This is a genomic window from Elizabethkingia argenteiflava (assembly GCF_009904105.1).
In the GTDB taxonomy this organism is placed as follows: Bacteria; Bacteroidota; Bacteroidia; order Flavobacteriales; family Weeksellaceae; genus Elizabethkingia; species Elizabethkingia argenteiflava.
In genome coordinates, this window is the sequence record NZ_JAAABJ010000439.1 from 1 (window position 1) to 23,299 (window position 23,299).

Consider the following 23,299-nt stretch of genomic DNA (forward strand, 5'->3'; position numbering starts at 1 on the left):
CTCTAAGACTTAGTAAAGAGATTGATCTCAGTAAATGTGCATCTAAGATGCAAGGATTATCATATGCACTTGTTGTTAAAATAGCAAATGATGCCGCAAAAAAATCTATTATAAATTCTAGCAAAGAAATTTCTGTAAATGATTTGGACAAAGCACTGGAAGAAAACTTAACGTTTAACAAATAGGGAGCGATTTCGAATCTGGTATAAGCAAATCAGATATATGTGCTAAGTATAATATTTCTACTAACAAATACATATTAGCACTGAAAAAATACAAGCAAAGAGTCAATTCAAATATAGATATCCCTACGAATGAGGATACTGTATTTTATTCTTAAAATAGCTATCCAAAGCTACAGCTTGTACAATAAAAAATCTAATATAATCAGTTTAGAAATGATTTTGAAAGATGTGAAAAAGTACCATGTTTTAAATGAATCTCAAATTTAAAAGATTTGAAGAAAGCTCTTCATAAACTTATTACAAATAATTATATAGGGATTACAGAATGTTTTATTCTGGACTAAACTTGCTCTTAATGAAATTAAGGAATGTACTATTTCGTGCATCAGCATCCCTCACAACAGCATCTATATCCCACATAAATATTCCAATAGGAATTGTTTTTTTAGGATTCAATGAAATAGCGACTTCTTTTTCCCTGTAATAAAGTTTACCAGATGAATAAAGTTCTGTAAATTCACTAGCTAAAGCTAGCTCAATCTCCTCATTAAATTCTATAATTCCATAATACCAAATCCGTTGAACTTTGTTATTATAATATTTCATTAGATTTCTCGCCCTTGTTTCCAACTGTAAGATAGTTTTCTGGTTATCATACTTACTAACTCCTCGTTTTTTAAGTTCAACAATTACAACATCAAAAGGCCTGCCTTCTGTTGGGTTATTCGAAAAAATGAAAGCAAAATCGGGTCTGTCAATATCTCTTTTGATTTCTTCACCTTCAACAAGATATTTGGCTAACTCTGTCATTTCTCTATCGCTCAATGTGACTTCGTAAGTCATATATTTTTCATCTAATATCCATGCATTGTTTTTGTAAATATCATTTACAAGATTTGCTTTATCAAACTTGCCATCTTTTCCTTTCAAAGCAATTAATTTATGAATATATGCTTCTGAGTCGCTAGATGTTGAATCTTTCAACTTACCAATTGTTAGTTGTCTAAATAGTATATATTCAGTTAAAGCCCTAGCGGATATTTCAAGTGATTTTTTAAATTGTTCATCGGTTAATTTGCTTGCATCTAATAACTCTTTTTGAGCGTTAAAAAATTCATCTTGAGCTTCTTTTAAAATATCATTCCTTTTTAAGTACCCAATATTATCAATATTGAAATAACCGTTTAGGTGAGGATATTTATTAACTAGACTTTCTTTTATAGCCATATTTTTATCCTTTATTTTAGGAATTCTGTTTTCTATTAATGCAGTTACTGCCTTTCTGAAGATTCTTTGGATTTCAAGAAATTCTTTCTTTTTAAGAGTTAGATTTTGTCGTGAGAGATCTACTTTTCCAGTAAAATAGTCTGATAGAAGAATAAAAAACATTTTGTATCCAGATGGTATATTTTCATTAGCTATAATGTCAACTTTGAAAGTTCTATTATCTACTGAGATTGCAGAAACTAAAGATGTATCTTTAGTATCAACTTCTTCAATAGAGTAATACAGTTGAAGTTTATCATAGAGATTTAAAGATGCATTAATTTCTATAAATTCCATATTTGGAATATCATCCGTTGTTAATATAGCATTATATTCTTCATTATCAATATTACTATCAATATTAATAGAAATAAATTTGCCTGATTTTTTATACTGAAAAAGGCGAGAATAAAACTCATATAAGATTCTCTTTTTCAAATTTTGTGGGAAAAGAAAATCATATTTAGCTACTTTTTGTAAGGTATATGTATCCATAGATAGTACAGTTCCTGTTTTTGAATCAGGGATTATATTTATCTTACAGTCGTTTTCTTCGAATTTTTCATTAAACGTAAACACACGCTCCTTGTCTTTTTCGAAAATACTACTAACATTTACTTGTTCAAAATAACATAAATATACTAGTCGTCCTAATCCTTTATGTGAAGATTCTTCAACATCAAATAAATTGGAAAATTTTTTATATCTCCGATTATCAAAACCTAAACCGTTGTCAGAGATCTTAACATGTAGTGTTTCAGCTTTATTAATAGCGTCAATTGAAATTTTAATATTAATTTCAGTTGCCTCAGCATCCAATGCATTACTTATCGCCTCAAAATAAACCATTTCGAGAGAGGAATTACTAAAGAACATTTTTATAGCTTGTCCTAACTTAACTTTCATTATATCATACTATTATTGCTTTGTAAAAATAGCGATTATTATATTATATTTCTAAATAAAAATCTTAATTATCTGTTAAGGACATTACCCTTAAAAGAGTTTATATAATGAACAATAGTTAACCCACTTTAATAAGGTGGGTTACTTTATATCCGGCAGATATGATATGTATTATATACATCTTTTTATTATATTTGTGAATATTCCTTTTAGTTATGTCATACCCTAAGAAAAAAGTAGAAAGCATCTTTGAAAAAATAATCACAGAAATAGCGGAAAACAATCGTTCCGTTCGATCCATATTGAAAGATGAAGGAATGCCCAGTATGAGAACGTTTTTTAAGTGGTTGAAAGAAGATGAAGAAAAAGTAAAGCAATACGAAATATCTTGTGAGATTAGAGCAGCATCGCTATTTGATGAGATGATGGATATAGCTTACAACACAGAAAATGGGACCACAGAAAAAATAATAGATGGTGAAAGAAAAGAAATAATCACTAGCGATATGCTAGGGCATCGTCGATTAAAAATAGATACTATTAAATGGGCGCTGTCTAAGATGATGCCTAAAAAGTATGGTGATAAACTGGATGTTACTTCCAAGGGAGATAAGTTGGAAAGCGAATCACCTACAGTAATTAATTTTAAATATGTTCCACCACCAGATGAAGAATAATAGTATCACTTTAGATTTCACTATTGTATTTTGGAAAATAAAAAAGGCATTAGAAGCTAAAAATAAGGATGGGACCCAGAAATATAAATATATAATTCTGAAAGGGTCTTCTAGGTCTTCAAAAACTATTTCGCTTTGTGATATATTCGACCTTGAAGCCAGAACAAAACACAACCGCCGTTTGACGATATGGAGGGAAACAAAAACGCTTTGTAAAAAAACAGTATTAGCTGACTTAATAAAGCACCACAAAAGAACAGGTAGATATAAGCTAGATTACGAATACAACAAGACAGAAAGTATACTTTATTATACGCACGGTGGAAAAGATGAGACATCCTCTACCATAGAAATACAGGGCACAGATGATGACGAAGCAGTGCATGGTTTTGAGCAGGATTGGGCGTGGATAAACGAGCCTTACAAAATGTCTCCCGACACCTTTGACCAGATAGACATGAGAAGTAGTGTTGTATTTTTAGATTACAACCCGAAAAAGAAAACACTTGCAGACTCACTCTCTAAAAAAGAAAATGCTATAGTAATTCATAGCACGTTTAGAGACAACCCTTTTTGTCCTTCGGAACAGAGAATTAAAATATTATCTTACCAACCTGTAAAATATTGTAGGTTAGTTATTGAAAATCAGGAATCGGCGTCGAAAATTTTCAGTTTTAAAGACCGCCAAGCACTTAAAGAATATCTATCTTCCAAAAAATATAGCTCGAACAAAGTAAACGAAGCGGTTAGGTGTTTTCAAAACGAGCTTGTAGCAGATGCCTCAGAATATAAATGGAAAGTTTACGGCTTAGGTGAAAAAGCAGAGAATCCAAAAAAAATACACAGTGGTTGGATATCAATACCATCAAGAGAATATGAAAAATTAAAGGCATCAGGAGATTACCCTGTTTATTATGGATTGGATTACGGTTTTTCAGTGCCTACTGCGTGCGTAGAGATAATGTATGATGGTGATAGAACGTTTTATCTTAAACAAATATTGTATAAACCAATTAACCAAATGTCAAAGCCTTTAGGCGAAGAGCTTCGCGCTGCGGGAGTCCCCGCAGGAGATGTCACGTATATTTTTGCAGATTCCCAAGACAAAGACGTTAAAAGTGGGGTAAGTATGACAAGTGATTTACGTTCGTACCATTCTTTAAATGTTATTCCTGTGCAAAAGCCTACGTACCTAGAACGTTTTGAATATATGCAAAAATGTATAATCGTTTACACCTCAGACTCCATAAACATAGAGGCTGAATACGATACATATGAGTGGCACTATATTAACGGGGAATCAACGGAAAAGCCAATAAAGGCAGACGACCACTTGATGAATGCAATAGAATATGCGATGTGGATGATTAAAATACTACATAAGCTCAATTTGTAATCCAAAGATGTATTTAGTACATATTTTTATTATATTTGTATATCTAATTATATGGTTTTGAACATTTTTAATAAAATATCAAAAGCTACCAAAAGTATTTGGTCTGGGGAGAGAGAGCCTAATTATGCTCGACTAAACAACGGTGTTCATTCGTATAATTACGAAACTATTCGTTTTGGGCTTTTGGGACTATTAGGGAGCAAGTATTACACGCCTCAACAGAATCTCAAATACTATTACGAAAAGGCTCTCTTTTTACAGGATTGTGTTAATTTATACGCTGACTTTGCGGCACAGGTAAAAATAGAAGAAGTGTATCCCGATGGAAGGGCTGTCGACAATTCTCCTTATTTGGATTTTTTGCAAGAACCTAATATATGGCAGAATAAGACAGATTTCATAAAAGAAATGGTAGTTAATACTTTGGTATATGGAATCTCTGTACAATCTGGAAATTACTTTAAAAGTGGAAATTTAAGGATCAATGCGCAGCTTTATAACATTGATTTTTTTAATATTAGTGTTCCTGAGATAAAGAATCCATACGTATACACCCGAAAAGACATCCAAAATCTAAATGTAATAGAGGTACTTGATGGCGGACAAAAGAGAGTCTTAAAGATGGAGGAGCTAGCCTATTTTTATGATACTATTTCAAAAAGAGGGTTCAGTATTGAGGGGTATGATTCGAAGACTTTTTTTAATCCGATATCTCGAATATTTGGCATTTTACCCTCTATACATACTATTTTGAATGCACAAGATACCATGTGTTACTTGACGTCTAACCCTGTTAGCAAGATAATTAGTAAGGAGGAGGGGAGTATTGCTCCTCTTGGGGGAAAAGAAAAGCTAGATATTGAAAGAAAATTAAATGGCAGGGGGGCATATGGAGCTGGAATAGGAAAAATAGGAGATATCATTGCAGCGGAAGAAAGCTTAAAAGTATTAGACCTTACAAGAGATAACAAAAAGTTGCAAATATTGGAAATGAAAGAGAATGCTAAGGATGATATTCGCAATCGATATTTGATCCCCAGAGACTTTTTTGATGATTCTACGTACGAAAATAAACAGTTCTCTGAGGCGAGATTTATCCTCGGAAATGTATCCCCTATAACTACTTCTTGGCTTAACGAACAAGTAAATAAAGTGCCAGCATACTTTAAAGAAAGAGGTACTTTTTTGCGAGGAACATATGAACACTTACCCTCTATCATAGAGGCGAAGACCCGAATAAAAAATGCAGGATTTAGAGATAAGGCAGAATCTACTTTAAAAGTATTAGAAGCCTACGAAAAGGCAACACAATTGTTTCCAGGCATAACATATGACGACTTTTTAAAAGATCACGATTTAACTGATTTTACACTCGATTAATACTATGGATGTACAATACCTAAAAAATAAATTAGAAGATAAAAGTCTCTCTATACAGGAAAAAGAGGCTATCAAGCAAAAGATAGATATTCTAATAAAAAATAAAACTGTAAAAAAATGATAGTGGTAAAGGAATTTCCTAACAAGCAATTTAATACAAAGGAAGAGCTATTTAAAGCACTTACGGAAAATAAAGAATTGCTTAAAGCTCAAAAAAAACTTCAAACGAAATTTACCGATTTGACAGCACATTCATTTGCTATCAATGAAAAAAATGAGGTTTTAAAATCCACCGAACAAGACCTTTCAGAAGTGAATACTCTACGTATAAAAGTAGTAATAAACACATGCAATGTATTTGATTCGCATAGGGATGTTTCAATAAACGGAAGTTGGAATAGAACTGTCAAAAACACAAAAAACCTTTTGCTTTTGGATTCTCATAAGTACGAGTTTGACAGGATAATATCCGATGAAGTTACTCCCAAGGTAGAAGAGATCTCGTGGCAAGAACTAGGTTACCATTATGAGGGGAAAACAGAAGCGTTGGTTTTTTATTGTACCCTTCAAAGAGATAGAAATCCATACATGTTTGATCAATATGCCAAAGGTCGGGTAAAAGAACACTCAGGGGGCTTACGATACATAAGTGTTGATTTGGCTATAAACTCCGAGGAGAAAATGAATAAAGAAGAAAAAAAAATATGGGATAAATACTACAAGTTAATTGTAAATAAAAATGATGTAGATGATTGCGGCTACTTTTGGGCCGTTACAGAACAAAAAATATTAGAAGGGAGTGCGGTTGTTTTTGGTAGCAACTCTATAACTCCCACTTTGACAGTCGAACCCGTCGCAGACACTTCGGCTTCTAAAGACTCAGGCTCGGCATTGACCACTCTGAACAGTGTAAATAAAAAAAGATTTATTAATCCAAACAATTTTTAAACATGTTCAAGTACAAAACACAAGCAGAGCTTGAAAAGATGTCGGTTGAGGAAATAGACCAGTACCATAAAGAAATGAAGGCATGGGAAGCTGACGTCCGAAAAAAAGAAATAGAAGAGGCTTTAAAGCCATTAGTGCAGCAAAACGAAGAATCTGTCAAAGACCTTAATGATATTGCAGAGATTACAACGTCCCTAAAAGAAAAGATTAGGAATCTTGGTCTTCCTTCTGAGAGTCAATTATCTAAAGCTTTGAAAGACAATGCGGATGCTATAAAAGAAACTTTTAATAGTGGAAAAATTGTCGAAATAGAAATTAAAAATGAGGGATCGTTAATTACTACAGGAAACGCAACTGGAGGTAATGAAGCTCCAGCAATTTTTGGAGCGCAGGTAGCTCATCCAAGTTTTATAAACCTGCGTACCCCCTCTGCATTAAGCAAGGTAACTAGGTTAAAAGCGTCAAATTCCACCTATCCCTACACGGAAGTAGTACCTAAAGATGGGAATTTTGAATTTGTTAAAGAAGGGGGGAAAAAGCCTGCTATTGACTTAATGATCACTACCAAGTATGCAACGCCTGTAAAGATAGCCGCTCATATGCATCTCACAGAGGAATCTGTAAAGGATATTCCCGCGTTAGAAAGTATAGCTAAGGATTTTTTAAAGAAAAAGCATGACTTAAAATATGAGAAAGCTATTTTATTTGGAGATGGGGAAAATTCCTCTCCTTTAGGAGCTACAAAGTACGGCAGGGCATTTAATGCTAAAAATATGGCTGGAAAGGTCAAAAATCCTAACATCATGGATAGTATCAACGCTGCGGTAACGGATATTTATACAACTCATAATTATGAGGATGAGACACCTTATTCGGCTGATACTGTATTGATTAATCCTATTGATTTTTTTATAGAATTTGTGTCGGCAAAAGATGAGAGAGGTTTGCCTTTATATCCTTCTGCGTCTCTTTTCAATCAGGTGGTAATAGGAGGATTGACAATCATTCCACATCCAGAAATAAAGGCAGGAGACATTTTCGTAGGCGATCTCTCAAAGTACAATACTACTGAATGGCTTCCGTATGTAGTTAAGATAGGATGGATTAACGATGATTTCATTAAAAACCAGTTTGTCATCCTCGGAGAATCAAGATTCCATGCTTTTGTTAAATCCTTGGACAAACAGGCTTTCATTTACGACAAAATAGAAAAAATAAAATCAGCGATTTCAGATAATTCAACTAATAAAGGTAAAATATAATTAAACAATGCTAATAGACAATACATACTTCTCAAATTGGAATGATATTCCAAACCTTAATGAACCAGACCCTAATAATAGGGTGAATGGTTTATTGTCAGACATTATACAACAGGCTGAGAAAGATGTATTGCTTTTAGCTTTTGGTTATGAAATGTTGGAAGATTTCAGAAAATATATTAAGCCTGAGGGGGGGCTTGCAGATGATGCTCCGAATGGTTACAAAGACATTGTCTTTGGTAAATCTTACACCAAAGAAATTCACGGAGAGCAAAAGAAATGCATTTGGTTTGGTCTCTTAGAAGAGTATCCCAAATCATCCCTTTTGGCTGATTACGCATATTTTTTGTTTAAAACCCACAAAGCTACCCAAACCACAGAGTTTGGAGAAGCGAAGGTAAATCCCAAAGTAGGAAGAACGGTTAGCAGTACACCCAAGATTGTTCGATCGTGGAATACTTTTTTAGAGAAATTTCAAGGCAATTTTATACGTGATGCTGATGGTTTTACCCTTGAAGGAGCGGGTTATGCTTTTGTTAATGGAGGAGTAGATTATTACGGGGTTGAGGAGCACTGCGGAAGAGTTTCTTTTTTGCAATATCTCCACGATAACCGATCCGATTATCCTCTATTAAATGGAGATTCTTTCAAAATGCGAATGAAGATAAAAAATACTTGGAGCATATGATTAATCATAATTTACTACTAGCTGACATGCTTGATAAAAAAATGGAGGTAATTTTTTTGGGCAAGACTTGGAGAATAAACTTTGCGGAGGGTGATTTAAACGAGTTATGGAGAATATTACTAGTTTCGGAAAGAAAGTATCCAATAGTTTGGTTGCAAAGCGGTTATGTTGTTCATGAAAATCATCTTAATCCTATAATCCTATTGCAGGATTGTAAGTTTTTCTTCATTACAAAAGGGGATTCGAATGACTTTTACAAAAAAAGATACCAAACCACTTTTCAAGAAATATTGTATCCGATGAAAGATCTTTTTTTTAAAAATATGAATAGATCGAAAGGTATATCTCTTTCCGAGAAAAATAGTTTTGTAACCTTTCCTTTTAATGATGTATCTGAATTGGAATCCAGAAGCATTATTCACGGAAGCCAAAAGGCTTTAGAATCATCTACTGCCCCTGACTACTGGGATGCCTTATTGCTAAATATAAGTATAAGTATTAATACCGGATGTTATCCGGAATATAAAATTTAAAAAGATGTTAAAAAGAAATGCATGCTCTGCCGAGCAATTATTACCCCTTTTAGGCGGATTGTTCTGCGGAAATAAAAGAATGATAGGATTTACCCTTCTTAGAAGGGGGACAGAGATTGACCCTCAAACCTTTGGAAAATCAAACCTTGATACTTTGATCATGGAAGGTAAATATATCGGGATGCTTGCTCCCTATAGTATGGAAAACAATAATCAAGATGCCGATTATGCTACATCTGTACAAAAGGAAAGAGCTCAAAAAATAGGAGGTGTAAAGGGTTGGCGATTTATTTTCGACCAAACGAATTGCTTTCAAAACGAAGTATCTAAACTCAACAATTCAAAGGAGTGGGGCATTGTTCCAATTCTAGAGGATGGTTCCGCTGTTTTTTGGGTTAAAAAGAACGGTTTAATAAGTGGCTTTGATGTTAACTTATTTTTGGGAGTATATGACTTGCCGCTAACTGCAGATATTACGGGATCTGTTCTTGAAGTTGATGTAACGCCATCCGCTATGGCAGCATGGCAAGGGTCCGCGGATGTTTTTACGCCTACGGAGTTTGGATTTAATGAGATACAGCCAATTGCAGGGCTTAACATTCAGTTGCCAGTGCTTATAGCATCAGCCACGACAACGGAAGTCAAAATAACCGCATTGTGTTCGGATTCTTCCGTTGGAGGGCTTACTGATCCTGCTAATTGGGTTATAGAAAAGAATGGTTCAAGACTTCCGGTAAAGAATATCGGTTACAATCCAAACAATGCTACTTATATTTTTACTCATGATCCTTTAAAAGGTGGAGAAAACGTTGTATTTGCCACATCAAAGAATGGCTTTAATGTGTATGTAAAAGATGGGAACTATTATGCAGGGCGTTCTGTATCTAAGATAGTAACAGCTTAAAAATGAAAGTATGAAATTAAAGATAGGAGCCTATACTTTTGAACAGCTTGAAAATTTTGAGTCTATGGAAGAAGCTATTCACGTAATTAAGTCTCTTTTTCCCGATGTAGATCAAGATGAAATTAAGGAAAAAGTAAAATGGTTTGTCAATGAAAATATCCATAAAGACGTACAAAAAAAGGCTTCAAAAGGCCAAAGCGGAAGTGAGCAATACAGTGAAAAAGGAGCTGGAAAAATCTCATTTAGAAAGGATTAATATCGATAACCTGCAACATGGATTAGATTCGGAAGGGCGTGATATGCCCTTCTATTCTAATTCGGAATATGGGTTTAAAAAATTTGCTTCTAATCCTAAAAATAGAGGACATTGGGATCTGAAAAATACGGGTCAGTATTACAGCGGCATTAAATACACGGTGCGTAAAGATGTTGTCAAGTTCTCACAGGTTTACAATAATAAAAAAATAACATGGCTTGACATGATGCTGGAAAAAGCAAATAGAACTCCACTAGGTTTAGAGAAGCAGCAGTTTATAGAAATTCAAAAAGATATTATTCCGAAAGTAAGAATACAGATATTAAATATTATTAACAATGGCATGTAATTGCTCGCACCCTTTAAAGCAAGATGATTGCGAAAGAATAAGAGAACACGCTAGAGATGGTCGCTCTTTTATTTTCCATCTTTTTAGTGACGGAGTTCTTAGCATTGCGCAAGTAAAAAAAGGAGAGAATCCTAACGAAATCGCTGAAAAGCAAGGATTTTTCAATCAAGAGGGACAATTAGAGTGGTTTAGTGTTAATGAACATCCTTGCGCTCATGAGACTTTATAAAGATAGTAAAGAACTTCCATTGTGGAATTACGAAAGAATAATGACTACGGACAACCCTTTTTTTGTTTTGAAGGGATACGAGGAAGGTATTGAAGTGACAGGATATGACGAAACAGAATTAAGAGAACATTTTCAAACATTGATTGAAGAATATGTGGTATCCATAGACAGTGCTTCTATTGACTTTGCCAATCAAGGAAAAAAACAAGCGTATAGATTAGAGATCCTGAAGCTTTCCGCTTTAATAGACATATTGGAGATAAAGATAAAATCAAATGACTTACTCCAAAAGATGGATCTATCAATAAATAATTCTGGATTAGACTCGCTTTTTGAGCATATACGTATTGTTAGGTCGCCAGATTTAAACGAACAAATATCTATCATTAGAGATAAAATCGAAAAATACGAAAATGATATTAATGATCTAGAATCAAAACAAAAAAAAACAGGGGCTACGGAGAAAAAACAAACAGACATAAACGATGTAATTGTCAATATAGAACAAATATTAGAAAGAACAATAGATTTGGAAAAGACGTCATTATATCGATTTGGGGTCATGTTGAAGCTAGCAAAAGAAAAAATAGATCACCTCACTAAAGCACGTAAAAGATGAGCGACGAATTAGCAATCATATTAACCAAAAGATCTATCGACGAATTAGATGCTCTGGAACGGAAGTTAGACGTTTTATATCCAAAGTTCAACGAAATCGTTATGGTTGTCGAAAAATTAAACCTTGCTTTTGGAGCAGGGAAACCTAAGGCATTTAGCGAAGCATCTAAAGGAATAGAAAGTCTTTTGACAAAGGTGAATAAGCTCCAAAAAGAATTGGAGGACTCTAACAAACGTCTAGCTAATGCAGAGGTAACTGTAGCAAGGGTCCAGCAATTAAGAGTTAAAACGCAATTAGAGGTAGCTAAAGTATCCGTACAAGAAGCCAGAGCTAATGAAATAAACCAAAAAGCATTAACTCAAGAAGCTAAAGCTCGAGGCGCAAATGCTGATGCCGCCAGAAAAGAAGCGATGGCTCAAATAGCAGCTAACAGAGCTAAAGAGCAAGGAGAGAAGCGTATTAAAAATGCAGCTTCAGCATATTTTGAACTTAATAAACAAACAAGAACAGCAAAAGAAAAAGCCAAAGATCTTAATGCTCAGATATTTTTTTTAAACGAAGCTTTAGAAAAAGGAGAGATAAGCCAAAGAGCTTACAACCTCCAAATTAAAGAAGTAGCCAAAGACTATAAGAAAGCTCATGAAGAAGCTAAAAAGTATGATGCAGCAATAAAAAATATAGATGCTAATGAGGGTGATAAGCAGCGTAATGTGGGGAATTATCCTAGGGGTAAGTTTTTTGGGAACTTAAATTCAAATTTCACACAACTCGCAGCAGGATTTATCGGATTCCAAGGAGTCTCTTCGATAATAGATAATATGGCTGAATTATCTGATCAGACTGCGACTTTGGAGATAGAGCTGGGCAAAGCCAAAGGAGGCGCTCAGGGACTGGTCAATGAATTGGCTAAATTAGACACGCGAACACAACTCACAGAACTGGTCAATATTTCAAACATTGCTGCAAGGGCAGGCGTTGATGAGAATAATTTAGTAGGAGTCACTAAGGCAGTAGATCAGATAAGGATAGCATTCGGCCAAGATTTCGGCGATGTAGAGCATGGTACCGAAAGTCTTATAAAGCTGATCAACATATTCGAGGGAGAAGGCAATGTCACAGAAGAAAATTTACTCAGAATGGGAAATGCCGTGCGTACGATTGCCAATGAGAGTGTCGCATCGGTACCTTTCTTAAATGATTTTTCGAAGAGAATGGCGGGATTAAAAGGTATTTCTGATATATCTCTTCCCGCTGTACTCGGTTTAGCTTCGGGATTTGAGCAATTTGGCCAAACCGCCGAGGTGTCTTCTACGGCTTTAGTGAAGATCATTCCTAAGTTGGCGACGGATACCGAGAAGTTTGCTAAGATCGCAGGTATGACAAAACAGAGTTTTGAAGAACTCTTAAATAGCAAGCCAGAAGAAGCGTTTATAAAAATTTCTGAAGCTTTAGTCAAGGGTAAAGGAGATATTCAGAGTATTAGTAAGGCCTTTTCAGATAGTGAATTAGGAAAAGGACGGGTTGCTTCTATACTGGGTACTGCGGGGGAAAATGCAGATGCCTTTAGAAAGGCAATAGGCAGTGCTAAGGAGGCCTATGACGATACCAGTAATATAATTGATGCCTTCAACGCAAAAAACGAAACCTTTGCCGCAAAACTCGATAAAATAAAAAAACGATTTGCGGACTTATCTAATAGTCAGGGTTTTCAGCGCCTTGTAACCGCCATCTCTAACGGGCTATTAATGATTATAAAACTCATAACGTCTATTCCTTTTAGTGTGGTTATTACGGGTATATCTTTGGTTTCTGCCGCATGGGCTTATTATAGAGGAGTTGCAATCTCTGCATATATTGCCCAACAATGGAACAACAGAGAAACGCTCTTGGGCGTTGTCAGGCTCGCAGCTCAACGCTTAGGATTGATTTCCAATACATCTGCTATGCTTGCTCAATCCGCAGCAACAAAGGGCGCGAAGATTGCTCAGAAGGGTTTTAATGCCGCGATGTTGGCGAATCCTTTGGGCATTGTTTTAGGTTTAATAGCTGCTATTGTCCCATGGTTTGTCTCCTTAGCTGATTCTACAAACGGGGCAACGGATGCCCTTAGTGCGCTCAATAAAGAGATGAAAACCCAGGCAGACGTGCAAAAGGCTGTTAGCCTGAGCGTAAGCGGTGCCATGAACGAAACTAAATCCAAAATAAAGGTATTAATATCCCTTATAGAAAACGAATCAAGCAGTCTGGAAATCCGCAAAAAGGCATATGAGGAGTTGATAAAAATATCTCCTAGTTTTAAGGGTACGTTAGACGAGGAATATAGGACAACAACCCGTTTAACAGAAGCCTATACAAAATATATAGACATTCTCGAAAAGGCGGCAAAAGCTAAAGCCCTTCAAACGCTTTTATCTAAAAGTGCGGAAGCTATGACAGATAGCAGCTTAAAAGTATTTGAGGCTCAAAAGGAAAGAGAAGCAAAGCTCAATGAAATAGCAGAAAAAGAAAAAGAAGTGGATAAGCTGCGCCCTGGGGTTGTGAGGATCACGAAGGATATAAAAAATATGTTCGTTGACACTTTTACGCTCTTCAAAAAAAACAAGGTATTAAAGAAAGCTCAGGAGCAGTATTCTTCTGTTTTCGTGAAGAATAAAAAGATTCAGGAGTTTATAAATTCCCAGAGCGAAGAGATGAAAAAAAGTATTGTTGAAAGCTTTTCCACGATAAAGGATGAAGGCCTGAAAGATGAAGGCTTGAAAGATCAAGGCGATAAAAAAGGTACGACAAAATACAAAGGCTCTAAGCTTTCAGGCAGTCAAAAAGATAAAATTATGGATTTTTCTGCCGAAAAGGATTATGCGCTTGCTAAGGCTAAAGAAAGGCAAATGGAGGGGCTTATTAGCGAAGAGCAATATTGGGAGGAATATCTTGCTATTTATGAAAAATACGCTCAAAAGATTCAAAATTTTTTGAGAGGTAATAATGCAAAAGAAAGAAAAATAAACGCTGAAGCATACAAACAAGGCGTAGACCAACTGTCAAAGGCTCAAGATGAAATCTTAAAAATAGAGGAGGACAAATACAATCAGCAACGAAGAAATCTAAACACAAAAAACAAAGAAAATCTAGATATTATTATCAAAAATGAAACTCTAACAAATACTCAGAGAACAGCTTTTTTAGTATCCGCAGACACTAAATATTATCAAGAATTAGAACGCTCATATGATGCACAGATAGCACTTTTAAGATCTAAAAATAAGAGTGTGATAAAGTTAGCAGAAGATAGAAATGCAGCACTTGAAACTATAAATGCTCGACTGCGTGATTACGGAAAAAAACTTGTCACTGATTCATTTAGTGATTTAGAGGTAGACAACACCCGCGTTGATGCTATGGTAAAAATTTCGAGTGAAGAAGAAAAGCAAGCTATTTATGCTAATGAAAAGCTATCTGCGAGGGAAAAGAGCTATTTGATAGAATTACAAGAAATTACTACATCGGAGGCATTGTTACAAAACAGAAAGTATTTCTTAAGTCAAGAGCTGGCCTTATATGCTAAAAAAAAAGAGTCCGGAGAACTTACGCAGAAAGAAACTGATTTGTATAACAAGATAAATCAAGAATTAGCCGAAGTCAATACAAAGTTAGAAGAATCGATTATCCGCAAAAAGAAGTTAACATCCCCAGAAGATGAAAATTTATTTCGTTCTTTAGAGTACATGAAAGATTTTCTATCTAAAGGGTTTGAAGATCTAGGTTTAGGTAATGTTTCGGCACAATTTAATACTCTTTTTGATACTGTACTACTCTCTCAAGAGCAGTTTGTAAAAAAATACGGAGAAAATCAAGAGAGATTGACAGTTGCTGCTATAGCAGGTATTCAAGTGGTGGGGCAGTTTGCTCAGAAGTTTACTCAAGAGAGTTTAAACCGCCGTATCTCTATGTTGGATGAAGAATTGAAGGCTAGCAAATCACAATCGGAAGGAGAATTGGCGATTATTCAATCACGGTTGAATTTTCTTAATTCATTTGAGGAAGCTACAGAGGAACAGATAGCCCAGAGAACAGCGTTAGAAGATGAATATCGCGTGGTAAAAGAACAGCAGTTAGATAAAGAGAAGATGATAGCTATCCAAAAAGCCAAGGAAGAACAGCGGGCATCCGCTCAACAAGCATTAATAAACGGAGGGCTTGCCGCTACGGTTACATTGGCACAAATGGGCTTTCTTAAAGGGATACCGTTTGCCTTGGCGGCTTTGTCTTTTGGTGTTTTGCAGTCTGCACTCATCATGTCGAGAGATCCAGTTCCAAAATATTTTAAAGGTACGAATTTCGCCAATGAAGGGCTTGCCATCACTCAAGAGTATGGTCCCGAAATTATTACTGATAAGAAAGGGAAAATCAAAACACTAGGTAATAGAAAAGGAGCTACCAAGACATGGTTAGACCAAGGAGACAGAGTGTATACTTCGGGGGAAACAAAAAAGATAATTCAAGCGCTTGCCGAAAATGATTCAGTTGGACAGAATATTTTTACTAAAGCAGCTTCTCAACAAGTGATATTATCCCCTCAAATTTTAAAAAGCCATATAAATGGCGATGAAATAGCGGAAAAGATAGGGACAAAATTTGATAAAACAATGGAACGCTACAGTAATAATACTGTATATGAAATCGCAGGCGTGCAATATTTGCAAAAGCCAGGTAAATTCCCCGAAATAGTCGGGAAAACAAAAAAAGGAACAATAAATTTAATAAATTATGTACGGAATTAACGGAGTTAAAAACGTTTCTTTTCAAGATGACGTTTCGCAGTCTTTTATGTTGGTTGTGATTGATTCAGACCATTATAATGGCTATTACCATATCCATATGCCTGATGGTTTTGAGCAGGTAGTAAGTTTTGTAGATATTAACGATGAATTTTTTAATGTCGACAATTTCATCCTTGGAGATTCCACGGATTTAGAATTTGTAAGTTACAATAATCCCAAAGCTTTTGATATCATTGACAAGGTATACAAAGAGAAGGGGGGTGATGGTCAAATTATCTTTCAATGGTATATCAATGGAAATGATGTGCTGGGGAGCGATTTTCAGTTGAATTTAAACAAGATCAGCTATCAGTATGAGAAGTCTTCGCAAAAGATAGTTACAGAAATAAAGAAACGTGAGAGCCAGAATAAGATTTTTGCCCGCGAAGATACTTCGGTAGATTTAGCTAGAGATAAGAATTTGGACGGCAACGAGATATCTCCTGTGGAAACACAAGATATTTTATTTAAGGAGCTGAGACGTCCTGAATCTAACTTTTATCCTACGGATGTCATCAAGCAGCACAACGTTATCCTAGCCCAGCAAGGATATTTGCAGACTATGAAACTGTCAGGGGAGCGTAATATTGGGAATAATAATAATATTGGAAGCGGTTTTTTTTCTTATTTCGGAGGGAAGAATTATGTGAGATATTTAGGGGATCAAATATCAACAAATACCGATATTGATGATCTTTCGATCACTATGAGTAATATTGAGATGTTAGGCAGGCAAGAAGGAGACTCTAGGTATCATACCATGACTTTAGTTGCACTGATAAAAGATAATAACGGTAAACCTGTTAATATTATTCCACTTAAGACGGGCGAAAAATACATGCAAGATGGAGTTACCTTTTCAAGGATACATATAATTTCTGAAAAGTATACGAATTACAACTTAAGAGATAACAATACCTCTTTTCCTCTTAGCCTTAAAGCTGGTCAGAGTCTCGAAATATCTTTTTATATGGATTATGAAGGGTACTTTGAATATGACAAGAAGGCTTATTACGAATGGGTTATACTCTCTACGAAAATGTCTATAGAAATTACTGCAAATTTCTCTAAACCTCTAAAGTCGATTAAAGCGATCACTTTGAAAAATGCATTGGATCAGGTGTGTAAAAATTATTCTGATGGGAAAATAAGTGTGGAAAGTAATATTTTAGGACAGGGAGGCGCTTTTGAACACACAGGAATTAGCAGTGGTATAATGATGAGGAATATACCCGATGCCTATATGGTTTCAAACAAGTTTTCGACGTCACTAAAGTCTCTTTTTTACGACGGAGCAGCTCCGTTGCTAGCCTTGGGATTCGATATCTTAAAAGATAAATTTATCGTCGAGGATGTGGACTACTTTTTTAAAGATATTCAGGTTTATGATCTTTCTGGTAAAGGTTTTGACGAATACAATTACGAGTTAAAAAATAGCTTAGCAGATGCATTCAATAATCTTTATTTTGGGTGTAAAAAATACAGTACTAACAAAAAAAGTGACTTAAAGAACTATAATACGTTTATAGAGGCTTCTACTCCTATAAAATCAGCGAAGACGAAATTTGATAAAAAAACCAATCTAATTATTGACGAATTCAAAATCCAAGAGATCATAAACGACAGCTCCACGAAAACATCTGAGTCGGATGATGATATAGTATTAATAGATATGATAAAAGTATCTGAATACACAGATCAAGCGGTTATTCTAAATTGTGTCCATATTCGCGTTAATGAGCATTTGGAGCTTCGTTCTTCGAAAACTCCTTTTGATCAAATTTCTGTAAGTCAGGGGGATATTATTAGTATAAACTCAGGCTTGAATAATGGATATTGGGAAGTTCTAGCAAAAACATCGGTGACATTAAAGTTAAAATCAACGAAAAAAAATATTAATATTCAAGAAGGTACTGTGCATACGCCTATTTCTTACGATTTAAAAAACATTATAAAAAATAGATCTGATGAGGGGTTTATAGAAAAGAAAGGCATCTTAAACTCAGAGACCACCTCTAATTTAAGGCATAACCCCAAATTTCAAATGGCGCGCTGGTTTGGGTATTTCGGATCGGGTCTTGATAGAAAAAAAGACATAGAACAAATATCTGTAAACAAATATAAAAACAATGGCAGCGTAGAGCTTCAAGTTGATTCTTTAGAGATTCCTAATGAACTTCAGGGACTTACAAGACTTCAAGATAATGAGGATCTTAAACGATTAAGAACACACAAACAACCGTACTTTACGAATAGAGAGATAGAAATAACTATTCCGTTTGTGTCTTTTGAAGAGTTCTTCCAACTGTATAAAAACTGGAGGTTTGGAATAAATGGCGACAGGCTTAAAAACAGGGGGTATATTACCGTTGATACACCAGAAGGGAAGTTGAATATTTATCCTTTCGGTAGGATGGCACTTGAACATGATAAAAAATTTAATGAATTAACTATTCGTGGAAAGGTGAAAAAAAATAAAAATATGTAAGTCAACTAAGATGTATAATATACATATTTTAATTATTTTTGAAGATGCATAAGTTTTGGTATCATAGCCCAGTAAGGTTTTATAATAATGCTTCGGAGCTTGAGGATATGAGAAATCCTCAAAACACCCAGTTTTTCGGTGTTAATCAAGCTTATCCATTGGATATTGGAGAGTTTCACCGCTTCCAGATACCAAATACCTCAGGTTATGAAGTGAATACCTCAAACCTTTTACTTTGGCTTAACGGGAGTGTAGTCCCTGCACAGTTTGGAATAGATGACGGTAGGTTGAGAAGGGTGACATTTAAGAGTTATGAAACTACGGATGCAGGCAGGTTTGAGATCAAAGATTTATCTGGGAAAAGTTTATTTTTTTCTAATTGCGTACAGTTCGTAGATAGTCGAGACCATGAAGGGAGAAGATATGTAAGGGTAGCTACGAAGCATTATTATAACCGCCATTTGTTTAGCTATCAAACGGTATATGACTGGATGGTGACCAATCTTCCTGCTTATTGTTTAGGAGATATATCTGTAGAGGTAGATGTTAATACGGTTAGAACAGGTAATTCCTCCTCACTTCGAATGAAAGATTCGTATATCGATGAGATAGTAACTTACCAATTTAGCAGTTTAGGCGACGGAAACATATTAAATTTTATTGAGGTTCATGCGACGAACAATTTATTTTTTATTGATGGTACTCAAAGAATAATGAAAGATAAATTAGATCGCGAGGATTTTTCAATGTTTGGCAAGCTAAAATTATTAAATGTAAAAAATTACGCGGGACTTAATGTTTTGTTGGATGAAGAAGAAATATTTGAAGATGTATTACTCTACACCCTTTCAGACGATAAAAACAGACCTATAGAATTTAAAGATAATATATTAATAGAAATAAAAGATGAATGAGAATAATCTACTACCTTTTGTAAGGCCTATACCTGTAGGGGAGCTACCCACGAATAACAATCCTTCCGAGGGTGGTATTTTAATCGTGAAGGACGATAAAAGTCCCGAAAGAGTTCCAATAGACTTTTTTTTAAACAAAATAAATGCGGGTATCACTGGTACTCTAACAGCCTCCACTGTTGTACCTGCCGAGGGCTATTATCGATATGCTGTTGTAACTCCTGGTATCTATAACAACGTTAATCCACCCATTACTGTGACACAGCAGGATTTGGACGGAAATTTTGTTATTATTTCAGTTTCTAACGGTGTTGCTCAAAAAGAACTGAGTAAAAAAAACGCGGCTACGGATAATGATTTGATACGAAAAGAAAAAAAGGAGGATTTGTATATTTTCGTTGATGCTGATAGCAATATAGTAGAGAGAACCAGCGAAGAGGGTGATAAGTTTTTAATTGGTTTAGATGGCTCAGTACAGAATAATATAAGCCAATTAAAAAACAAAATATATTGGAGTAATGTTGATGATTTATATGTACTTACGGACAGTAATAATCAGATAGTAGCAAAGATAGATTCAGAATCACAATTATATTTACCAGGTTTAGAAGAATCTGTTCAGCAAAGCATTAACAAAACAAATTCTTCTATTATATGGCAGAATTTTAGCGATTCAGATTTATACTTATTTACCGATAGTCAGAATCAGGTTATAGCCAAATTTGATGCTTCCGCCGAGTTTTATTTATCGGGGCTTGATGGATCCGTACAGCAGAATATTAGAAAAGGGGGTGTAAAATCATACGCTCCAAACTCGAATATCTCTGACCTTAAATATAATCAACTGTCAGAGGAAGGCAACGCATTGTTAATTCGCCGCATGGTCAATGGATTAACCAACTTTGCTGTTCCTCATGGTGTTATGCCTCAGAGCTGGGACTTTCCGATAGATAAAATCAAGAACTTACAAGCCCCTAAAGTGGAGGATTATGTTCGCATAGGGATGCACAATGGTCTGGTATTTAATCCTAATTCCGGAGTTGTACATCCGAATATATTTACGTTTGATTTTCCTGTTAATGGCTACAAATACTGGATGACTTTAAATGGCTATCCTAATGAATCTTGGGAAATTACATGGCTGTATGGGACTAATGACCCTGAGTTAAAAGACTGGGAACTAATATCAAATGTTCCTCAACCATTTGAACACAATCCGGTAGTAAGCCCTCCCTATATCAGTAGTCACGATTCTGATACTTTTATGACTTATAACCCTTTTACGGGAGAGATGATTGTAGCGTGGAGGCGTACATTGCGTTGGGGAAACTTACCAACAACGCAAACGAATGAATATCGGTATCGAAGTTCAAACAATGGTTTAGACTGGAGCGATGTTAAGACGCTCATAAAACCGGTAACAGCAGACATTGACCTGATGCAAAGTATGGGTATCGTATACAACCCTAACACTAAATTATTCTATGCATTTGATGTAGCCAATACCAAGCAAGGCTGGAAGATGAAATGGAAAAGTAATCCTGATATAGAAGATGTTCAAGGGTGGAGCGATGAAACTTATATTGATACACCTCTAGGAGTAACCCCTTGGCATTTAGAAGTTAAATATATTGGAAAGACTATAGTAATACTCTTGCATGAAAATCAAAATGTGTCAAAAACAAAAGACGATCGTCTTTGGTTCTGTGCTACAAATGATTTAAAAAACTTCGTATGGAGCGAACAAGATATTTTAGGAGGGTCGACACCGCTTTACAAATCTTCTTTTATTCCTGTGTATAATCCTGATGGCAGTATAAAATTTAAAATTGCTTATACCACTGATGAACGAGTTCCAGTATCAGAGCAATGGCGATTAAAAATAACAGAAACACAATCTTTTAACATATAAATACAATCATATGGCGACAATTATAAAAAGCGATAACGTAGCAACCCATCATTTAGGGAGTGTGCTTCCTAATTTACTACCAAAAAATAAATTAAACTCATTTTTTGATTTTTCCAATTCTGTTTATGTTTCCAAAGGTAGAACTGTAAACTTAAAATCATTTTTACGCACAACACGCAGTACAAATGCCATAGGAATAAATAACTTAGGGGAAGAAGTGATTTATCCGCCAAATATGACGGTTTTTAATTACGTCAAATCGAAAAAAATGCAAGGCATTTCTATGGGTGACATTATGAAAAATCATTTTCTAAATTCAAATAATCCTCAGACTCAAAATATTACAATTGATGAAGGAATAGAACGTAAATTTTTTCTTTATGTGCAGGTCGTTGGAAATGGCTCGGTAAGCATCTCAGGAGATGTCTCAGGAGTTGCGACGGAAGGAAGACCACTAATGTTAAAACATGCTCAGGCTAAAACGAGTATTAAGGCTACTGTTTCGGGATCTCCGAGTTACGTTCAGGTCTCTAAAGTAACTTCTCCCTATGGTATAGATTTATCAAGACCCCAAACAGCATCCCTTGTTGCTCAAAAGACACAAGACGTAACTCAAGTGGTTCCAGGCTTTTTTACCAACTCTGAAATTACCGTGTTTCTAAAGACGGTAAAATTTGATGGAGGAAACTTAACATTATCCCCTGTAAGTTTAGCGAAAAATATACTTCTTTTTGATGCTGCTACAACCAAGGAACGAGGGGGCTACGTTGGAGGGGTGGAAATGTTAGATGGAACCACGGGGAAGCTTTGGATTCGCAAACAAAAAGGAGGACAGGTTATTGTGAAGTCAGCTCTATCGGATGTCTCAATAAAAGACGTAAACGTTACAGCATTTTCATTGAACAGAACAACCGGTAAAGTATTTTTTAATGGTTCTTTTTCTGAGCTTCCTATAGATAACACCGCAGTTGATTCTGTTTTAAATTTTCTTCCATCGCTTTTAACTCCTCAATATTCAGAGTTCATAGCCCCAAATAGTATTCTAACAAAAATGGTGGTATATGACCGTATTCTTAACAATACAGAAATAACGGAGATTTATAATATGTTAAAATAACCATGAACGATATTCTTTCCTATTACCCTAACATTACCCTATTAATAGGCTTATTGGTATTATTTTCCTTAGACTTTGTTTTTGGGGTATGGAAGGCTACGGTTTTGGGTGTTCGCAGAACTTCACAAGGCTTTCGCAAGAGCTTTAACAAATTTCTACAATATGGGGGAAGTATCATTGTAGGGATGGTATTGCTCAATATCGTAGGAGATAAAGATGCCCACTTTGCTTCGGAATATTCTTGGCTATTCGGCGATTTGTTGCTATATATCATGGTTTATATCGAGGTGGTCTCCATCTTCGAGAATATGGAAGCGATAGGCGGTTCCAGTGATTTTGTAAAATACTTCATTCGCCCCGTGCGACGGATGATCACCTTCCAATTAAAAAACCTGTTAAAAGATGAAGAGAGCTCTATTAATTCTAATTCTTAGCCTTTTTATAGGCTGTGGA

At 35.3% G+C, this 23,299-nt stretch carries 19 protein-coding genes and 1 pseudogene; 19 read left to right on the forward strand and 1 reads right to left on the reverse strand.

The window, feature by feature from the left end:
• Nucleotides 1-185: pseudogene (locus GNY06_RS05080) on the forward strand (ATP-binding protein); the annotation flags it as partial.
• Between the two features lie 330 nt (nucleotides 186-515).
• Here GNY06_RS05080 and GNY06_RS05085 read toward each other — a convergent pair.
• Entirely contained in the window at nucleotides 516-2,357 is a 1,842-nt protein-coding gene (locus GNY06_RS05085; protein ID WP_166519078.1) for an ATP-binding protein, read from the reverse strand.
• 215 nt (nucleotides 2,358-2,572) lie between these two features.
• Between GNY06_RS05085 and GNY06_RS05090 the strand changes: the two genes are divergently transcribed.
• From GNY06_RS05090 to GNY06_RS05175, 18 genes are all read left to right on the forward strand, one after another.
• Complete coding sequence (locus GNY06_RS05090) at nucleotides 2,573-3,034, forward strand: terminase small subunit-like protein (protein WP_166519079.1); 462 nt, start codon at nucleotides 2,573-2,575, stop codon at nucleotides 3,032-3,034.
• Nucleotides 3,024-4,430 (forward strand): phage terminase large subunit, encoded by a 1,407-nt coding sequence (locus tag GNY06_RS05095; RefSeq protein WP_166519080.1) that lies wholly within the window; start codon nucleotides 3,024-3,026, stop codon nucleotides 4,428-4,430. The genes GNY06_RS05090 and GNY06_RS05095 overlap by 11 nt, the downstream gene beginning before the upstream one ends.
• A gap of 51 nt (nucleotides 4,431-4,481) precedes the next feature.
• The gene (locus tag GNY06_RS05100; RefSeq protein WP_166519081.1) at nucleotides 4,482-5,810 is read left to right on the forward strand and encodes a phage portal protein; all 1,329 of its coding nucleotides are present in this window, start codon (nucleotides 4,482-4,484) and stop codon (nucleotides 5,808-5,810) included.
• A gap of 117 nt (nucleotides 5,811-5,927) precedes the next feature.
• The gene (locus GNY06_RS05105; RefSeq protein WP_166519082.1) at nucleotides 5,928-6,758 is read left to right on the forward strand and encodes a hypothetical protein; all 831 of its coding nucleotides are present in this window, start codon (nucleotides 5,928-5,930) and stop codon (nucleotides 6,756-6,758) included.
• A gap of 2 nt (nucleotides 6,759-6,760) precedes the next feature.
• The gene (locus tag GNY06_RS05110; RefSeq protein ID WP_166519083.1) at nucleotides 6,761-8,020 is read left to right on the forward strand and encodes a phage major capsid family protein; all 1,260 of its coding nucleotides are present in this window, start codon (nucleotides 6,761-6,763) and stop codon (nucleotides 8,018-8,020) included.
• 7 nt (nucleotides 8,021-8,027) lie between these two features.
• Entirely contained in the window at nucleotides 8,028-8,708 is a 681-nt protein-coding gene (locus tag GNY06_RS05115) for a hypothetical protein (RefSeq protein WP_166519084.1), read from the forward strand.
• A gap of 41 nt (nucleotides 8,709-8,749) precedes the next feature.
• Nucleotides 8,750-9,241 (forward strand): hypothetical protein, encoded by a 492-nt coding sequence (locus GNY06_RS05120; protein WP_166519085.1) that lies wholly within the window; start codon nucleotides 8,750-8,752, stop codon nucleotides 9,239-9,241.
• Between the two features lie 79 nt (nucleotides 9,242-9,320).
• Nucleotides 9,321-10,145: a hypothetical protein gene (locus GNY06_RS05125; RefSeq protein WP_166519086.1), complete on the forward strand. Its 825-nt coding sequence runs from the start codon at nucleotides 9,321-9,323 to the stop codon at nucleotides 10,143-10,145.
• Nucleotides 10,146-10,155: 10 nt separating this feature from the next.
• Nucleotides 10,156-10,401, forward strand: coding sequence for a hypothetical protein (locus tag GNY06_RS05130; RefSeq protein WP_166519087.1), 246 nt, complete (start codon nucleotides 10,156-10,158; stop codon nucleotides 10,399-10,401).
• Nucleotides 10,361-10,750 carry a hypothetical protein gene (locus tag GNY06_RS05135; RefSeq protein WP_166519088.1) on the forward strand — a complete coding sequence of 130 codons (390 nt, stop codon included), beginning with the start codon at nucleotides 10,361-10,363 and terminating at the stop codon, nucleotides 10,748-10,750. Before GNY06_RS05130 ends, GNY06_RS05135 begins: the two co-directional genes overlap by 41 nt.
• Nucleotides 10,740-10,979 (forward strand): hypothetical protein, encoded by a 240-nt coding sequence (locus GNY06_RS05140; RefSeq protein ID WP_166519089.1) that lies wholly within the window; start codon nucleotides 10,740-10,742, stop codon nucleotides 10,977-10,979. The genes GNY06_RS05135 and GNY06_RS05140 overlap by 11 nt, the downstream gene beginning before the upstream one ends.
• On the forward strand, nucleotides 10,966-11,598 hold the full coding sequence (locus GNY06_RS05145) for a hypothetical protein (RefSeq protein ID WP_166519090.1): 633 nt from the start codon (nucleotides 10,966-10,968) through the stop codon (nucleotides 11,596-11,598). The genes GNY06_RS05140 and GNY06_RS05145 overlap by 14 nt, the downstream gene beginning before the upstream one ends.
• The gene (locus GNY06_RS05150; protein ID WP_166519091.1) at nucleotides 11,595-16,376 is read left to right on the forward strand and encodes a phage tail tape measure protein; all 4,782 of its coding nucleotides are present in this window, start codon (nucleotides 11,595-11,597) and stop codon (nucleotides 16,374-16,376) included. The genes GNY06_RS05145 and GNY06_RS05150 overlap by 4 nt, the downstream gene beginning before the upstream one ends.
• Nucleotides 16,363-18,903 (forward strand): hypothetical protein, encoded by a 2,541-nt coding sequence (locus GNY06_RS05155; protein WP_166519092.1) that lies wholly within the window; start codon nucleotides 16,363-16,365, stop codon nucleotides 18,901-18,903. Before GNY06_RS05150 ends, GNY06_RS05155 begins: the two co-directional genes overlap by 14 nt.
• A gap of 44 nt (nucleotides 18,904-18,947) precedes the next feature.
• Nucleotides 18,948-19,817, forward strand: a complete 870-nt coding sequence (locus tag GNY06_RS05160) for a hypothetical protein (RefSeq protein WP_166519093.1) — start codon at nucleotides 18,948-18,950, stop codon at nucleotides 19,815-19,817.
• Nucleotides 19,810-21,729 carry a hypothetical protein gene (locus tag GNY06_RS05165; RefSeq protein ID WP_166519094.1) on the forward strand — a complete coding sequence of 640 codons (1,920 nt, stop codon included), beginning with the start codon at nucleotides 19,810-19,812 and terminating at the stop codon, nucleotides 21,727-21,729. Before GNY06_RS05160 ends, GNY06_RS05165 begins: the two co-directional genes overlap by 8 nt.
• 10 nt (nucleotides 21,730-21,739) lie before the next feature.
• Nucleotides 21,740-22,846 (forward strand): hypothetical protein, encoded by a 1,107-nt coding sequence (locus tag GNY06_RS05170; protein WP_166519095.1) that lies wholly within the window; start codon nucleotides 21,740-21,742, stop codon nucleotides 22,844-22,846.
• Between the two features lie 2 nt (nucleotides 22,847-22,848).
• Nucleotides 22,849-23,280: a phage holin family protein gene (locus GNY06_RS05175; RefSeq protein WP_166519096.1), complete on the forward strand. Its 432-nt coding sequence runs from the start codon at nucleotides 22,849-22,851 to the stop codon at nucleotides 23,278-23,280.
• Nucleotides 23,281-23,299 lie beyond the last annotated feature (19 nt).

What these genes read in the sequence shown, in the direction of transcription:
- GNY06_RS05100 (WP_166519081.1), top strand. Translation starts at nt 4,482, where the DNA reads ATGGTTTTGAACATTTTTAATAAAATATCAAAAGCTACCAAAAGTATT.
- GNY06_RS05120 (WP_166519085.1), top strand. Translation starts at nt 8,750, where the DNA reads ATGGAGGTAATTTTTTTGGGCAAGACTTGGAGAATAAACTTTGCGGAG.
- GNY06_RS05115 (WP_166519084.1), top strand. Translation starts at nt 8,028, where the DNA reads ATGCTAATAGACAATACATACTTCTCAAATTGGAATGATATTCCAAAC.
- GNY06_RS05105 (WP_166519082.1), top strand. Translation starts at nt 5,928, where the DNA reads ATGATAGTGGTAAAGGAATTTCCTAACAAGCAATTTAATACAAAGGAA.
- GNY06_RS05125 (WP_166519086.1), top strand. Translation starts at nt 9,321, where the DNA reads ATGATAGGATTTACCCTTCTTAGAAGGGGGACAGAGATTGACCCTCAA.
- GNY06_RS05160 (WP_166519093.1), top strand. Translation starts at nt 18,948, where the DNA reads ATGCATAAGTTTTGGTATCATAGCCCAGTAAGGTTTTATAATAATGCT.
- GNY06_RS05110 (WP_166519083.1), top strand. Translation starts at nt 6,761, where the DNA reads ATGTTCAAGTACAAAACACAAGCAGAGCTTGAAAAGATGTCGGTTGAG.
- GNY06_RS05170 (WP_166519095.1), top strand. Translation starts at nt 21,740, where the DNA reads ATGGCGACAATTATAAAAAGCGATAACGTAGCAACCCATCATTTAGGG.
- GNY06_RS05085 (WP_166519078.1), bottom strand. Translation starts at nt 2,357, where the DNA reads ATGAAAGTTAAGTTAGGACAAGCTATAAAAATGTTCTTTAGTAATTCC.
- GNY06_RS05150 (WP_166519091.1), top strand. Translation starts at nt 11,595, where the DNA reads ATGAGCGACGAATTAGCAATCATATTAACCAAAAGATCTATCGACGAA.
- GNY06_RS05175 (WP_166519096.1), top strand. Translation starts at nt 22,849, where the DNA reads ATGAACGATATTCTTTCCTATTACCCTAACATTACCCTATTAATAGGC.
- GNY06_RS05130 (WP_166519087.1), top strand. Translation starts at nt 10,156, where the DNA reads ATGAAATTAAAGATAGGAGCCTATACTTTTGAACAGCTTGAAAATTTT.
- GNY06_RS05090 (WP_166519079.1), top strand. Translation starts at nt 2,573, where the DNA reads ATGTCATACCCTAAGAAAAAAGTAGAAAGCATCTTTGAAAAAATAATC.
- GNY06_RS05155 (WP_166519092.1), top strand. Translation starts at nt 16,363, where the DNA reads ATGTACGGAATTAACGGAGTTAAAAACGTTTCTTTTCAAGATGACGTT.
- GNY06_RS05165 (WP_166519094.1), top strand. Translation starts at nt 19,810, where the DNA reads ATGAATGAGAATAATCTACTACCTTTTGTAAGGCCTATACCTGTAGGG.
- GNY06_RS05140 (WP_166519089.1), top strand. Translation starts at nt 10,740, where the DNA reads ATGGCATGTAATTGCTCGCACCCTTTAAAGCAAGATGATTGCGAAAGA.
- GNY06_RS05145 (WP_166519090.1), top strand. Translation starts at nt 10,966, where the DNA reads ATGAGACTTTATAAAGATAGTAAAGAACTTCCATTGTGGAATTACGAA.
- GNY06_RS05095 (WP_166519080.1), top strand. Translation starts at nt 3,024, where the DNA reads ATGAAGAATAATAGTATCACTTTAGATTTCACTATTGTATTTTGGAAA.